Here is a 14,324-nt window from a genome sequence, read left to right as displayed (position 1 = left end):
AGCATACCCCGAATGAGACGCCTGTGTCTCATTCTGAAAAATGAGGTGCCCCTGGGCACCCGGAACGGAAGGCTTCCGAGATGACGCCCAAGCCCTTGCTGCTGATCGACGTGGACGGCCCGCTGAACCCCTACGCGGCCCAGGCCGAGCGCCGTCCGCAGGGGTACTCGACCCACCGGATGCGGCCGACCGGCTGGACCGGGGCGGAGAACCGGCGGCCGCTGCGGGTCTGGCTGAATCACGCCCACGGCGCGGAGCTGCTCGCACTGGCGCGCTCGTACGAGCTGGTCTGGGCGACCACCTGGAAGGACGAGGCGAACGACTGGATAGGCCCGCACCTGGGCCTGCCGCGGCTCCCGTACATCGACTGGCCGCAGATGCACGGCCGGGCGCCGCGCGGCACCTTCTGGAAGACGCAGTACATCCTGGAGTACGCAGGCGAACGGGAGTTCGCTTGGATCGACGACGACATCACCGCGATGGACCGGGAGTACGTGGACCAACTCCACCCGGCACGGGCGCTGCTGATGCACATCGACGAGCGGATCGGCCTGACCCGGCCGGACTTCGACAGGCTCGCCGACTGGGCGGCATGACGGCGGGCCCGGACGACGAGACGGTTTTGATCATGGTCGCCCACCTCCCTAGCATGCCCATGCCACCCCTGCCGCCGCCGTCCGACGAAAGCGACCCATGCGCATCCAGCGGATCCTCGCCACGACCGCCGCCCTCACCTGCCTCGCCGCGCTTCCCGCGTGCAAGGGGGAGGGCCAGGCGGCCCCACCGGGCGCACCCGCGCCCTCCGGCTCCGCCTCCGCCGGTGCGGCCGGGGGCGCAGCCGCCGAGGGCCCGCTCGTCCGGGCGCAGCAGTACATGCGCCAGTGGGCCGGCTGCGAGGACCTGAGCGCGAAGGCCGACGACCCGAGGATGCCGGACGGCGACTTCCCCAAGACCGGGAAGTGGTCGGTGACGGAGATCGGCGTCTGCAGCACCACGGCCGAGAAGAGCGACATCGTCATCGCCGTACCCAAGGACATGAAGGAGTTCCAGGCAGGCTACAAGAAGCACGTCCTGGACAAGATCTCCGGCGGCGACGGGGCGTACGGGCTCGTCAGCAACGTCCTGATCGGCAAGGACTTCGTGGCCTTCCCCACCCTGCCGAAAACCTCCATGGCCCTGGTCCGCTCCGAGATGCGCGTCCTGACCTGCAACCCGACCGCCCCCGTTCCCAAGGGCTACAAGCGGGAGAAGGCGCTGGTCGAGGATTGCGGCCTCAGCGATTTCGTCGCCGCCGAGGACGGCTCGGGCAGCCCGAACTTCGAGACCCCGCAGAACCCGTCCGACGGCGGGGGCGAGAAGCTCGGCCAGCCGAAGAGCGGCAGCCTCGGGCTCGCGCGGGCGGGCAGCATCCCCGAGCTCCGCAATCTCGTGAACAACAGTCCCCTGGCCTGCAAGGACCACTTCTCCACCGATCCGGAGGCGGTGGAGATCGAGTCCATCGACTACCAGCCGGTGGTCAAGGGCAACGCGACGGACTGGGGCGTGAGCGGCCGCGCCCTGTGCGGCCAGCCGGCCGGGGAGCGGCGCGCCCACGACCTCAGCTGGCTCGACACCGTCGGCGACATGAAGAAGCTCCAGACGAAGGCGAAGGCCGCCCAGCAGGCCGACCTGAAGGACGACGGCACGCTGAGGGCGACCGCCAGCATGCTTCTCGTCGGCGAGAACGTCGCCGTGGAGACCAACAAGCCGGCAGCCCGGTTCGTCCTGTACCAGCTCCAGTTCCTCTACCTGAACTGCGTGCCCGGCTTCTCCGCCCCGTCCGGGTACCGGCTGGAGAAGGCCCAGGTCGAGGGCTGCGTCCTGACCAACTACGAGCCGGAGCACCCGGTGCGCTGAACACGCGGGCACGGACACGACGGAGGGGCGGCCGGAGCATGGGCTCCGGCCGCCCCTCCGGGCATCCCGCGGCGTGCGGACGTACAGGCCCCGGGCCCCGGAGGGCCTGTGGGCGTGCGGGCCGCATGGCCGCGGAGGTACGGGGGCAGCGCGTGCGGCTACTGCTTGTGCGAGGCCCAGGCGTGCTGGATGACCAGGTCGGCCTTCAGCTCGGCGAGCTGCTTCGCGACCGCCGAGGGGGCGGTGCCGCCGCGGCCGTTGCGCGAGGCGAGGGCGCCCGGCACGTTGAGCACGGTCCGCACCTGCGGCGTGAGGTGCTCCGAGATCTTCGCGAACTGCTCGTCCGTGAGTTCGTCCAGCTCGATCCCGAGCCCCTCGCACTCCTTGACGCACTCGCCGGCCACCTCGTGCGCCACCCGGAACGGCACGCCCTGCTTGACCAGCCACTCCGCGATGTCCGTGGCGAGCGAGAACCCGGCCGGAGCGAGCTCCTCCATCCGCTCCCGGTTGACCGTGAGGGTGGCCATCATCCCGGTGAAGGCCGGGAGCAGGACCTCGAGCGTGTCGCAGGAGTCGAAGACCGGCTCCTTGTCCTCCTGGAGGTCGCGGTTGTACGCGAGCGGGAGGGCCTTGAGGGTGGCGAGGAGGCCCGTCAGGTTGCCGATGAGCCGGCCCGACTTGCCGCGCGCCAGCTCCGCGATGTCCGGGTTCTTCTTCTGCGGCATGATCGAGGACCCGGTCGAGAAGGCGTCGTGCAGGGTCACGAAGGAGAACTCCTTCGTGTTCCAGATGATGATCTCCTCCGCGATGCGGGACAGGTTGATCCCGATCATCGCGGTGATGAAGGCGAACTCGGCGACGAAGTCGCGGGAGGCCGTGCCGTCGATCGAGTTGCCGACCGAGCCGCGCTCGAAGCCCAGGTCGGCGGCGACCGCCTCCGGGTCCAGCCCCAGCGAGGAGCCGGCCAGCGCGCCCGAGCCGTACGGGGAGACCGCGGTCCGGGTGTCCCACTGCCGCAGCCGCTCCGCGTCCCGGGTCAGCGACTGCACGTGGGCCAGTACGTGGTGCGCGAAGAGCACCGGCTGCGCGTGCTGGAGGTGGGTCCGGCCGGGCATGGCCACGTCGTGGTGGGTCTCGGCGAGGCCGACCAGCGCGTCCTGGAGGTCCGCGATCAGGCCGCCGACGATCCGGGCGTGGTCGCGCAGGTACATCCGGAAGAGGGTGGCCACCTGGTCGTTGCGGGACCGGCCGGCGCGCAGCTTGCCGCCGAGGTCGGCGCCGAGCCGCTCCAGCAGGCCCCGCTCCAGGGCGGTGTGCACGTCCTCGTCTGCGACGGTGCCGGTGAAGGAGCCGTCGGCGACATCGGCTTCGAGCCGGTCCAGGCCCGTGATCATGCGCTCGAGCTCGTCCGCCGTCAGCAGGCCCGCCTTGGCGAGCACCCGGGCGTGGGCGCGGGATCCGGCGATGTCGTACGGCGCGAGGCGCCAGTCGAAGTGGACCGACGCGGACAGCTTGGCGAGGGCCTCGGCCGGGCCGTCGGCGAACCGGCCGCCCCAGAGCCGGACGTCACCACCGTTGTTGCTGCTCACAGCTACTGCTCCTCAAGACTGCATCTGCATGGCTTCGGATGTGAAACCGCCTCCCCGCCGCGGAGGAAACGGGGAGGCGGCCGGGTACCGCTGGTCGGTCAGGCGAGGTCGCGCCGCGCCGCGATCTTCGACGAGGGGCCGAAGATCTCGATGAAGCCCTGCGCCTTGGACTGGTCGAAGGTGTCGCCCGAGTCGTAGGTCGCGAGGTCGAAGTCGTACAGCGACTCGTCCGACGTGCGGCCGGTGACGACGGCGCGGCCGCCGTGCAGGGTCATCCGGATGTCACCGGTGACGTGCTGATCGGCCTCGTCGACGAAGCCGTCCAGGGCCCGCTGAGGGGGCGAGGACGACGCGCTCGGTCACGGGTTTCTCCTTACACGGTGCACCGGTGCGTCGGCACATCCAACGACAGGCATAACTATGCAGTACTCCGTATGTTTCGTCAATCTAGGCCGCCGTCGCACCGCTGACCAGCCCGAATATCGGGGGGCGCGGCCCGCGGACGGCCGCCTACGATCAGGAGGCAAGGTCATCCGGGGAGGGCACATGCGGGGCGCACGGCGGGACAGACAGAAGGGGCGTGCCGCGGCGGCGCGGCTGGCCGGGAAGGGCGCCGACGCCCTCCTCGACGTCGTCGGCAGCCTCCTCCCGAACGGGCCGGAGGCCTGGATCGCATTCGACGAGGAGACGCGGCGCCTGTACCCCCGCTCGCACGAGCCGCTCCGCAGCGACAGGATCGAAGCCCGGCTGTGCCATCCCGACGGGCGGATCCGCGCGTCGGCCCTCACTGCGTGGCCGTTGCCACCGCTCCGGCTCGTCCTGATCCACTACGCCGACCAGGTTCCGGTGGTACGGAGCCGCCTCCGACGGATGCTCGGCGCGTCCACGCCCCCCGTGTGGCAGTTCCCGCCGGTCCAGCTCGTCGTGATCCGCTGCGCCGACCGGGCCCCGGAGGTACGCAACCGCGCCCGACGGGTGCTCGCCAGGATCGTGGCCCAGCACCCCGAACCCGCGCTCGTCGCACTCACCCCGCTCGCGCTGAGGCTGGGCCGGCGCGAGCACGGCGCCTGGGCGGCGGAGCAGCTGGAGGCCGCCCTGAGCGGCCGGTACTCCCTCCTCGCCGCGTGGTGGCGCCCCGGCCGGCCCTCGACGACGTGGAGCTGGAACTCGCTGACCGGCGAGCAGCGCGCCGGCCTCCTGGACCGGCTGCGCGGGAGCGGCGACCTGCCGACCCGGCGGTTCGCCGCCCGCCTCACCCTCGACACCGGGCGACTCGGCGTACGGGACCTCGCCCGGCAGGCTGCCGCGGAACTCGATCCGGTGGCGAACCGGATGTGGACCGACGCCGCCTTGGCCGCGATGGCCGCCGACGGGCCGGACGACGAGGCGATCGACATCCTGCTCGGCGGACGCCTCCCGTCGGTCCGCGCCGCCGGGGTCACCGCCCTGCGCCGGGCCGGACGGGCGGCGGAGGCCACGGCCCACCTCACCGACCGGTCCGGCACGGTCCGGGCCTGCGCCCGCTGGCTCGTGCGCCAGGACGGCGGCGACCCGGAGTCGCGCTACCGGGAGATCCTCGCGGCCCCGGAGCGTGTGAGCCGGTACGCGGTGACCGGCTTCTGCGAGTGCGTCGGGCACGCCGGCGCCCCGCTGCTGCGCGCCCTGCTGGACCACCCCGTCGGCGCGGTACGGGCCGCCGCCTTGGCCGGGCTGCGCCGGCTGGACGTCACCCTCGACGACGCGGCCCTGCTCCCGATGCTGGACGACCCGTCGGCGTCGGTGGCCCGCGAGGCCGCGCGCTGCCTGCGTCCCGTGGCCCGGCGGCTGGACTCCGACGCGCTGGCCTCCCGTACCGCCCCGGAACGGGCCGTGCACACCCGGCGCGCCGCGTTCCACCTGCTGCGCGCCCAGGGCGGAATCGCTGCGCTGCGGGCCTCCGTCGCCCTGTCGTCGGACCCCGACCCGGGCCTGCACCGGCTCGCGAGGAGCACGGTGTGCACCTGGAACTGGCTCGGCACCCTTCAGGAGGGACAGGCGGAGCGTACGGAACTCGGCGCGCTGCTGGCGAGGTCGGCGCCCCCGCTGGGCACCCACGCCCTGCGGTGGTGGCGCCACCGCCTGGACCTGAAGGAGCACGAGTGCCCGGAGTTGGACGCGCGGCTCACCCGGTCGGCGCACGACGACCGCAGGCGGTGGCGCTCCCGCCGGGATCTGTGGGACTGAAATTCCCCGGCCCGAACCGGCTGTTCTGGCCGATAATCGGATCATGGGAAAGCTCTACGAACGTATCGACGGCCGACTGCGCAAGTTCATCGAGGAGCAGCCGGTCTTCTTCACCGCGACCGCCCCGCTCGCCGGTGACGGCCACGTCAACCTGTCCCCCAAGGGCCGCGCGGGGACCCTCGTCGTCATCGACGAGCAGACCCTCGCCTACCTCGACTTCGGCGGCAGCGGCGCCGAGACCATCGCCCACGTCCGCGAGAACGGCCGGATCACCCTGATGTGGTGCGCGTTCAGCGGCCCGCCGAACATCGTGCGCATCCACGGCGAGGGCGAGGCGGTCTTCCGCGACGACCCCCGCTGGGGTGAGCTGATCGCCCTGTTCGGGTCGGCCGACGGGCCTTCCGCGCGGGCGGTCATCCTCGTCCACGCCCGCCGGATCGCCGACGTGTGCGGGTACGCCGTCCCCTTCATGGAGTACCAGGGCGAGCGCACCCTCCACGCGGAGTACTTCGGCCGCAAGACGGACGAGGAGTTCGCGGAGTACTGCGAGAAGAAGGACTTCATCGGGGCGAGCCTCGACGGCCTGCCTGCGCTGCCACTGCCCCTTCCGCCCCGTACCGTCTGACATGTGCTGCGTACCGCTCTCGTCACCGGCTCACTGATCGTCACCAGCCTGCTCCCGCAGGGCCCGTACGGGTCCGCGCCGCTGCCGGCCCGCCTCGCCGACACGGGCGGCGGCAGCCAGCTGATCACCGCCGTCGCGCCCGCGCCCGGATCCACCATCGGGCGGGTGACCTGGTGGGACCGGTGGGCGGGGCGCTGGTTCGAGGCCGGCAGCGCCGACGCGCGCTTCGGCGCCAACGGCCTGACCGAGGGCGCGACCCGGACCCAGGGCACGAACACGACGCCGACGGGCCTGTACGACCTCCCGTACGCGTTCGGGATCCGCCGCGCGCCCGCCGGAACGGCGTTCCGGTACCGGAAGGTGACGGACCGCTCCTGGTGGTGCCAGGACAACGCCTCGGGCAGCTACAACCGCTGGGTGGAGCCGCTGCCCGCGGACTGTGCGCCGGGCGAGGCGGAGCACCTGGTCGCGTACGACAAGCAGTACGCGCACGCGCTGGTCATCGGCTTCAACTACGACCGGCCGGTGCACGGCCGGGGCGCGGGCATCTTCCTGCACGTCAACGGCAAGGGCGCGACGGCCGGTTGCGTGTCCGTGCCGGAGAGGGCGATGCGGGCGATCCTGCGCTGGGCCGAGCCGCGCCGCCGGCCGCACATCGCGATCGGCACGCAGGAGGGGCCGCTCGCCGTCACCCGCTACTGAGCCCCCGTAACGGCACCCGCCTCGCCCGTCGCGCGGTCCCGGGGGCGGCGCGGCCGGCCCCGGTTGCGGCCCCGGCGGGTGCGCAGGCGGCTGACGAGCAGCCGCCGGACGGCCTCCGGGTCGCGGTCGTCCAGGACGGCGAGCGCGGGGTGGGTCCCGTACCGGGCGTCCTCGGCGAGGGCGGCGTCGGCCCTCCAGCCGGCCCCGCGGGCACGGTCGCAGACGCGGAACCAGACCACCTGGGCGATCAGCGCGGCCCACGAGACCCAGGCGGCGGCCCACTCGGCGGCGCCGTCGGGGCGCAGCGACATCACGCCCGTGACGAGGAGGAGCATCTCGGCGCAGACCAGGTACAGCCCGGCGGTGGCGGGGAAGCCGGCCTCCAGCGCCTTCAGGAGGAGCGGCCGGGCCGTCCGGAACTCCGCGCGGACGCCCCGTCGGCCGGGCGGCGGCGGCCTGCCCCGGGCGGCAGCGCCCGGTTCAGCCCTCCTTCTGCGCCAGGCGCAGCAGGTGGTCGGCGAGGGCCTGCCCGCCGGACGGGTCGCGGCTGATCAGCATCAGCGTGTCGTCGCCGGCGATCGTGCCGAGGATCTCGCGGAGTTCGGCCTGGTCGATCGCGGAGGCGAGGAACTGGGCCGCCCCCGGCGGGGTGCGCAGGACGACGAGGTTCGCGGAGGCCTCCGCCGAGATCAGCAGCTCACCGGAGAGGCGCCGCATGCGCTCTTCCTTCGCCGACTCGCCGAGCGGGGCCTGCGGGGTGCGGAAACCGCCCTCGCTGGGCACCGCGTAGATCAGCTCGCCGCCGGTGTTGCGGATCTTGACCGCGCCCAGCTCGTCGAGGTCGCGGGAGAGCGTCGCCTGAGTGACGCTCAGCCCGTCGTCGGCGAGCAGCTTGGCCAGTTGGCTCTGGGAGCGGACCGGCTGCCGGTTGAGGATGTCCACGATCCGGCGGTGGCGGGCGGTGCGGGTCTGCGGAACGGAGGGCCCGGTCTGCTCGTGTTCCTGCGCCTGGCTCATCGTCGTCTCATTCCCCGGTGTGTCCGTCCCCGTTGGCTGCGTCGAGGATGCCGGGCAGGGCCTGGACGAATGCGTCCGCCTCGGCCTCGGAGAGTACGTACGGCGGCATGAGCCGTACGACGTCGGGGGCGGGCGCGTTGACCAGGAAGCCGGCATCTTGGGCCGCCTGCTGCACCTGCGGTGCGAGCGGTCCGGTCAGCACGATACCCAGGAGAAGGCCCTCACCACGGACATGGGAGACGAGCGGGTGCCCGGCAGCCTCGATTCCGGAGCGCAGCCGCTCCCCCCGCGCCTTGACCTGGTCGAGCAGGCCCTCGGCGGCGATGGTGTCGATGACGGCGAGGCCGGCGGCGCACGCGACGGGGTTCCCGCCGAAGGTGGTGCCGTGCTGGCCGGGCTGGAGCAGGTCCGCGGCCGGCCCGAAGGCGGCCACGGCGCCGATCGGCAGACCGCCGCCGAGGCCCTTCGCGAGCGTGACGAGATCGGGCTCGACTCCCTCGTGGGCCTGGTGCTCGAACCAGTGGCCGCACCGCCCGACGCCGGTCTGCACCTCGTCGAGGACGAGCAGGGTGCCGGTGGCCCGGGTGATCTCCCGGGCGGCCGTCAGGTATCCGGCCGGGGGCACGACGACGCCGTTCTCGCCCTGGATCGGCTCGATGACGAGGAGCGCGGTCTCCTCGGTGACGGCGGCCCGCAGGGCCTCGACGTCGCCGTACGGGACGTGGGTGACATCGCCGGGCAGCGGCAGGAACGGGCCCTGCTTCTTCGGCTGCCCGGTGAGCGCGAGGGCGCCCATGGTCCTGCCGTGGAAGCCGCCGTCGGTGGCGACCATGTGGGTCCGTCCGGTCAGCCGGCCGATCTTGAAGGCGGCCTCGACGGCCTCGGCTCCGGAGTTGCAGAAGAAAATCCGGCCGGGGCGGCCGAAGAGCTGGAGCAGCCGCTCGCCCAGCGCGAGGACCGGCTCGGAGGCGTAGAGGTTGGAGACGTGGCCGAGGGTGGAGATCTGCCCGGTCACGGCCTCGACGATCGCCGGGTGGGCGTGGCCGAGGGCGTTGACCGCGATTCCGCCGACGAAATCGGTGTACTGCTTGCCGTCCGCGTCCCAGACCTGGGCGCCTTCGCCGCGTGCGAGGGCCAGCGCGGGGGTGCCGTAGTTGTTGGTCAGCGTGCCCTGCCAGCGGGCGCCGTACCGCTGGTTGCCGGTCTCCTGGTTGCCGGTCATGCGGATTCCCCTCCCTGTCCGTCGGGCACGACCATCGTGCCGATTCCCTCGTCGGTGAAGATCTCCAGCAGGATCGAGTGCGGGACCCGGCCGTCGATCACGCGGGCCGTGCTCACGCCCCCGCGGACGGCGTGCAGGCAGCCCTCCATCTTGGGCACCATGCCGCTGGACAGTTCGGGCAGCAGCTTCTCCAGCTCGCTGACCGTGAGGCGGCTGATGACCTCGTCGCTGTTGGGCCAGTCCGCGTAGAGGCCCTCGACGTCGGTGAGCACCATCAGTGTCTCGGCGCCCAGCGCGGCGGCGAGCGCCGCGGCCGCCGTGTCGGCGTTCACGTTGTACACGTGGTGGTCGTCGGCGCTGCGCGCGATGGAGGAGATGACCGGGATCCGGCCGTCGGCGAGCAGTGCCTCGATCGCGCCCGTGTCGATGCCGGTGATCTCGCCGACCCGGCCGATGTCGACGAGCTCGCCGTCGATCTCCGGGGTGTGCCGGGTCGCGGTGATGGTGTGGGCGTCCTCGCCGGTCATGCCGACGGCGAGCGGACCGTGCTGGTTGAGCAGCCCGACCAGCTCGCGCTGGACCTGCCCCGCCAGGACCATCCGTACGACGTCCATGGCCTCCGGTGTGGTGACGCGCAGGCCCGCCTTGAACTCGCTGACCAGGCCCTGCTTGTCGAGCTGGGCGTTGATCTGGGGGCCGCCGCCGTGCACCACGACCGGCTTGAGGCCGGCCTGGCGCAGGAAGACCACGTCCTGGGCGAAGGCGGCCTTGAGGTCCTCGTCGATCATGGCGTTGCCGCCGAACTTGATCACGACGACCTTGCCGTTGTGGCGGGTGAGCCAGGGCAGGGCCTCGATGAGGATCTGTGCCTTGGGCAGCGCGGTGTGCTTGCGCGCGGTCCCGGCGCCGGGCTGGCCGGCCTTCTCGTTGCTCGTCCGGTCGCTCATGAGGAGTAGGCGCTGTTCTCGTGGACGTACTCGGCGGTCAGGTCGTTGGCCCAGATCACGGCGGACTCGGAGCCGGTGGCCAGGTCGGCGGTGATGCGGACCTCGCGGTCCTTCATGGAGACCAGGTCGCGGTCCTCGCCGACCGAGCCGTTCCTGCAGACCCAGACGCCGTTGATGGCCACGTTCAGCCGGTCCGGGTCGAAGGCGGCGCGGGTGGTGCCGATGGCGGAGAGCACCCGGCCCCAGTTGGGGTCCTCGCCGTGGATGGCGCACTTGAGCAGGTTGTTGCGGGCGATGGACCGGCCGACCTCGACCGCGTCGCCCTCGGTGAGCGCGCCGACGACCTCGATGCGGATGTCCTTGCTCGCGCCCTCGGCGTCGCCGATCAGCTGGCGGGCGAGGTCGTCGCAGACGGTCCGCACGGCCTCCGCGAAGGCCTCGTACGCCGGCACCCGGCCGGAGGCTCCGGAGGCGAGCAGCAGCACCGTGTCGTTGGTGGACATGCAGCCGTCGGAGTCGATCCGGTCGAAGGTGGTGCGGGTGGCGGCACGGAGCGCCGTGTCGAGGGTGGCGCTGTCCAGGTCGGCGTCGGTGGTGAGGACGACGAGCATGGTGGCCAGGCCCGGGGCGAGCATGCCCGCGCCCTTGGCCATGCCGCCGACGGTCCAGCCGTCCTGCGCGACGACGGCCGTCTTGTGCACGGTGTCGGTGGTCTTGATGGCGATGGCGGCGGCCTCGCCGCCGTCCTCGGAGAGTGCCTCGACTGCGGTCTCGATGCCCGGCAGCAGCTTGTCCATCGGCAGCAGGACGCCGATCAGGCCGGTGGACGCGACGGTGACCTCGCCGGCGTTGTGCTCGCCGCCGAGCGCCTCGGCCACCTTCTCGGCGGTGGCGTGGGTGTCCTGGAAGCCCTTGGGGCCGGTGCAGGCGTTGGCGCCGCCGGAGTTGAGGACGACCGCGCTGACGACGCCGCCGCGCAGGACCTGCTCGGACCAGAGCACGGGCGCGGCCTTGACGCGGTTGGAGGTGAAGACGCCCGCCGCGGCCAGCCGCGGCCCGTGGTTGACCACGAGGGCCAGGTCCGGGTTGCCGTTCGCCTTGATCCCGGCGGCGATGCCCGCGGCCGTGAATCCCTGTGCTGCCGTAACGGTCACGGCGCGACTCCGATCGTGGAAAGCCCGAGCTCCTCAGCGAACCCGAGGGCGATGTTCATACTCTGCACCGCGCCGCCGGCGGTGCCCTTGGTGAGGTTGTCGATGGCGCTGATCGCGATGATCCTCTGCGCGGCCTCGTCGTACGCGACCTGGATCTGAACGGCGTTGGAACCGTAGACGGACGAGGTCGCCGGCCACCGCCCCTCGGGCAGCAGGTGGACGAAGGGCTCGTCCGCGTACGCCTTCTCGTACGCGGTGCGCACCGCGTCGGCGGTGGTGCCGGGGAGGGCCTTGGCGGAGCAGGTGGCCAGGATGCCGCGGGCCATCGGCACGAGGTTCGCGGTGAAGGAGACGGAGACCCTCTGCCCGGCGATCGGGCTCAGGTTCTGCACCATCTCGGGGGTGTGCCGGTGCCCGCCGCCCACCCCGTAAGGGGTCACCGAGCCCATGACCTCGGAGCCGAGCAGGTGCGGCTTGAGGGCCTTGCCGGCGCCCGAGGTACCGGTCGCGGCGACGATCACGGCCTCCGGCTCGGCCAGCTGCGCGGCGTAGGCCGGGAACAGGGCCAGGGAGACGGCGGTCGGGAAGCACCCGGGAACCGCGATGCGCTTGGACCCCTCCAGCGCGGCGCGGCCACCGGGCAGCTCGGGGAGCCCGTAGGGCCAGGTGCCGGCGTGCGGGGCTCCGTAGAAGGCGTCCCAGTCGGCGGAGTCCTTGAGCCGGTGGTCGGCGCCCATGTCGACGACGAGGACGTCCTCGCCGAGCTGGGCGGCGACGGCGGCGGACTGCCCGTGCGGCAGCGCCAGGAAGACGACATCGTGGCCGGCGAGGACCTCGGGGGTGGTCGCCTCCAGCGTCCGGCCCGCGAGCGGCACGAGGTGCGGCTGCAGGGTGCCGAAGAGCTGTCCGGCGTTGGAGTTCCCGGTCAGCGCGCCGATCTCGACCTCGGGGTGGGAGAGCAGCAGGCGCAGGACCTCTCCGCCCGCGTACCCGCTCGCTCCGGCCACCGCTACACGTACCACCATCGGACCCTCCTCCTCGATGGCATGACTATACGTACCGCCGCACTTTTATGCAAAGCGCGCACACGCCCTGCCCGGGCGGGGATGTGACTTAGCGTTCTACTTGGCCCTTTAGCGTTCTACTCGGCCCGCCTGAGCGTTCTAGGTGGCCCGTAACGCGACAGAAGCACACCTGGCCTGAGTTGATGTCTTGCGGAGGGCGGGGGCCCGCTCAGCACAGGGCAGTGGCCTGCGGCACTGCGTGACAGCGGCGGCGAGGTGATCCGTCTGTACGTCGCGGTCTGCGCCGAGCGCATGGCACCGCTGTTCACAGGCCTGCGGCGGGGGTGCCCGGGCGGGAGACACGGCCCGCTCTTGCTCCTGGTGTCCGTTTCGGCACTGGTCCGGCCGTGCAGAAAGTCAGGCGCTCTGCCACACCCACAGCTGGGAGTTGCCGCCTGAACACTCGACGAGTTTGACGGCGTGCCTGGCGGTCGCCCCTTCGCCCAGACAGGTGCCGGTCACATGGTTGATCAGCTCGAACCCGGCGGCCGTGGGGCCGAAGAACCACAGGGCTGCCGGGTCGGTGGACAGGCACGGCTTCATCGTGGCCTCACCATTACGGGCAACCAGGCACAGCCGGTCGCCCGCGTTCTGCCGCATGGCGGAGAGCTCGAAGGCTGCGCTGTTCACCAGCCAGGTCTGATAACCGCCGCCGTTGCAGTCGGTCGCATAGGGCCCGTAGTCGGCCCGGTAGTCCAGACAGCGGCCCGTGGCCACGTTCTTGAAGTGCACGTACTCCGAGGCCGCGTTTGCCGACGTCGTACTCAGGCCACACGCAAGCACAGCGGCCGCGCTCACTGCGAGAACTCTCTTCAGCATCGCCGTCTCCCTCGACCTCGCCCGGTGCTACCACTGACGCTGAACAGTAAAGCGCCCATGCCGGTCCCGGGGTGGGCCAACGACGGATTCGGGGGTTACCGGGTCAACCTCCGCACCTCGGGGTCAGAAGGCTTCCAGGCTGAGCGCCGTAGTTGGCCGCACGGGCCGAGTAGGCCGCTCAGTCACAGGGGACTACGCCGGGGAGGAGGACGGGCGGTCCAGCGCGTGGCGGACCCAGACGTTCGGCTCCACGTACACCGCGTAGCCCTGTTCGAGCTCGCAGCGGACCGGGGCCAGGGCCCCCGGCACCCGGACCGGGCCCGTCGCGTCGAAGGGCAGCCCGGTCCACTCACGCCACTGCGCGAGCGAGCCGGTGATCGTCATCGACAGCGGGGCCACCGAGTCGATCACCGCCCCCGCGCGGACGTGGACCCGCAGCCACGGGTCGTACGGGAGACCGTCCTCGCGCGTGCGGTACGCGTACTCCCCGATCGGGGTGTCCGGCTCGGCCGGCTTGCCGCTGGGCCGGACCGGGGCCACCACCTCGGCGAACCCGCGGGCACGGGCGTTGTCCCGCATCGCGGCCAGCATCCGCGCGGACAGGCCCTCGCCCTGCCGGCCGGTGGCGACGGTGATCTCGATGGCGCTCACCGTGTCGGGGGCGACCCCGCGCCGAGGGTCGGAGAAGGCCCACATGAGGACCTGGTCCCAGCCCCGCGCGGGCAGCACCCCGTCCCGGCCCGGCGCATGCAGCGCGAAGGGCACGCTGTACCCGCGGGCGACCACCGCATCGCCGTCGGTGGCGACCAGGACGTACTCCGCCAGCTCCCCCGTCATCCGCGGATAGAGGAGCCAGGCGAGGGAGTCGTGCCGGGCGAATTGCGGCCAGGAGTCCTTCATGTCCCAGAGCCGGTCGGCCAGTTCGGGCCGCTGCGCGAGGGTGGTGATCCGTATACCGGTCATGGCCGCAGGCTAGATGAATGAGTCCAAGGGTTCGCCTGCGGACATGGCGCGAGGGCGTCCAGGGTCAATGTGTGACGAAAGACCTGGACACCCTCGCAACGGC

14 protein-coding genes and 1 pseudogene are annotated in these 14,324 nt (G+C 72.1%); 5 read left to right on the top strand and 10 right to left on the bottom strand.

The features are described 5' to 3' along the window. The first annotated feature begins 80 nt into the window (after window positions 1-80). Together AB0I68_RS33665 and AB0I68_RS33660 are read left to right on the top strand one after the other, a co-directional pair. Window positions 81-596 carry an HAD domain-containing protein gene (locus AB0I68_RS33665; RefSeq protein WP_363181188.1) on the top strand — a complete coding sequence of 172 codons (516 nt, stop codon included), beginning with the start codon at window positions 81-83 and terminating at the stop codon, window positions 594-596. 97 nt (window positions 597-693) lie between these two features. Beyond that, on the top strand, window positions 694-1,896 hold the full coding sequence (locus AB0I68_RS33660; protein ID WP_363181187.1) for a hypothetical protein: 1,203 nt from the start codon (window positions 694-696) through the stop codon (window positions 1,894-1,896). A 158-nt stretch (window positions 1,897-2,054) separates the two neighbouring features. Here AB0I68_RS33660 and argH read toward each other — a convergent pair whose 3' ends face one another. Both argH and AB0I68_RS33650 read right to left on the bottom strand, forming a co-directional pair. Further along, on the bottom strand, window positions 2,055-3,485 hold the full coding sequence (gene argH, locus AB0I68_RS33655) for an argininosuccinate lyase (protein ID WP_363181186.1): 1,431 nt from the start codon (window positions 3,483-3,485) through the stop codon (window positions 2,055-2,057). A 98-nt stretch (window positions 3,486-3,583) separates the two neighbouring features. Next, window positions 3,584-3,829 (bottom strand): annotated as a pseudogene (locus AB0I68_RS33650) (argininosuccinate synthase); the annotation flags it as partial. A gap of 202 nt (window positions 3,830-4,031) precedes the next feature. Between AB0I68_RS33650 and AB0I68_RS33645 the strand changes: the two are divergent. The 3 genes from AB0I68_RS33645 to AB0I68_RS33635 are packed head-to-tail and all read left to right on the top strand — an operon-like array spanning window position 4,032 to window position 7,035. Continuing rightward, the gene (locus tag AB0I68_RS33645) at window positions 4,032-5,708 is read left to right on the top strand and encodes a hypothetical protein (RefSeq protein ID WP_363181185.1); all 1,677 of its coding nucleotides are present in this window, start codon (window positions 4,032-4,034) and stop codon (window positions 5,706-5,708) included. A gap of 43 nt (window positions 5,709-5,751) precedes the next feature. Beyond that, on the top strand, window positions 5,752-6,333 hold the full coding sequence (locus AB0I68_RS33640; RefSeq protein WP_363181184.1) for a pyridoxamine 5'-phosphate oxidase family protein: 582 nt from the start codon (window positions 5,752-5,754) through the stop codon (window positions 6,331-6,333). A 33-nt stretch (window positions 6,334-6,366) separates the two neighbouring features. Beyond that, window positions 6,367-7,035, top strand: coding sequence for a L,D-transpeptidase family protein (locus tag AB0I68_RS33635; protein WP_363181234.1), 669 nt, complete (start codon window positions 6,367-6,369; stop codon window positions 7,033-7,035). Here the strand turns inward: AB0I68_RS33635 and AB0I68_RS33630 are convergent. The 8 genes from AB0I68_RS33630 to AB0I68_RS33595 all read right to left on the bottom strand — a co-directional run bounded on the left by AB0I68_RS33630 (window position 7,029) and on the right by AB0I68_RS33595 (window position 14,221). Continuing rightward, window positions 7,029-7,370 carry a hypothetical protein gene (locus AB0I68_RS33630; protein ID WP_363181183.1) on the bottom strand — a complete coding sequence of 114 codons (342 nt, stop codon included), beginning with the start codon at window positions 7,368-7,370 and terminating at the stop codon, window positions 7,029-7,031. The two genes, AB0I68_RS33635 and AB0I68_RS33630, sit on opposite strands and share 7 nt — an antisense overlap. Before the next feature lie 145 nt (window positions 7,371-7,515). Then, window positions 7,516-8,052, bottom strand: a complete 537-nt coding sequence (locus AB0I68_RS33625) for an arginine repressor (RefSeq protein WP_363181182.1) — start codon at window positions 8,050-8,052, stop codon at window positions 7,516-7,518. 7 nt (window positions 8,053-8,059) lie between these two features. Next, window positions 8,060-9,274 carry an acetylornithine transaminase gene (locus tag AB0I68_RS33620; protein ID WP_363181181.1) on the bottom strand — a complete coding sequence of 405 codons (1,215 nt, stop codon included), beginning with the start codon at window positions 9,272-9,274 and terminating at the stop codon, window positions 8,060-8,062. Continuing rightward, the gene (gene argB, locus AB0I68_RS33615; protein ID WP_363181180.1) at window positions 9,271-10,221 is read right to left on the bottom strand and encodes an acetylglutamate kinase; all 951 of its coding nucleotides are present in this window, start codon (window positions 10,219-10,221) and stop codon (window positions 9,271-9,273) included. The genes AB0I68_RS33620 and argB overlap by 4 nt, the downstream gene beginning before the upstream one ends. Continuing rightward, window positions 10,218-11,375 (bottom strand): bifunctional glutamate N-acetyltransferase/amino-acid acetyltransferase ArgJ, encoded by a 1,158-nt coding sequence (argJ, locus tag AB0I68_RS33610; RefSeq protein ID WP_363181179.1) that lies wholly within the window; start codon window positions 11,373-11,375, stop codon window positions 10,218-10,220. The genes argB and argJ overlap by 4 nt, the downstream gene beginning before the upstream one ends. Next, a complete protein-coding gene (argC, locus tag AB0I68_RS33605; protein ID WP_363181178.1) occupies window positions 11,372-12,400 on the bottom strand; it encodes an N-acetyl-gamma-glutamyl-phosphate reductase in 1,029 nt (342 codons plus the stop codon). Before argC ends, argJ begins: the two co-directional genes overlap by 4 nt. Before the next feature lie 396 nt (window positions 12,401-12,796). Then, window positions 12,797-13,258: a ricin-type beta-trefoil lectin domain protein gene (locus tag AB0I68_RS33600; protein ID WP_363181177.1), complete on the bottom strand. Its 462-nt coding sequence runs from the start codon at window positions 13,256-13,258 to the stop codon at window positions 12,797-12,799. A 192-nt stretch (window positions 13,259-13,450) separates the two neighbouring features. After that, window positions 13,451-14,221, bottom strand: a complete 771-nt coding sequence (locus AB0I68_RS33595; RefSeq protein ID WP_363181176.1) for an N-acetyltransferase — start codon at window positions 14,219-14,221, stop codon at window positions 13,451-13,453. Window positions 14,222-14,324: the final 103 nt, after the last annotated feature.

It is taken from the genome of Streptomyces sp. NPDC050448, from assembly GCF_040655295.1.
Classification (GTDB): Bacteria; Actinomycetota; Actinomycetes; order Streptomycetales; family Streptomycetaceae; genus Streptomyces.
The sequence above is the reverse complement of the archived record's forward strand: the minus strand, read 5'-3'. Positions and strand labels throughout refer to the sequence as shown.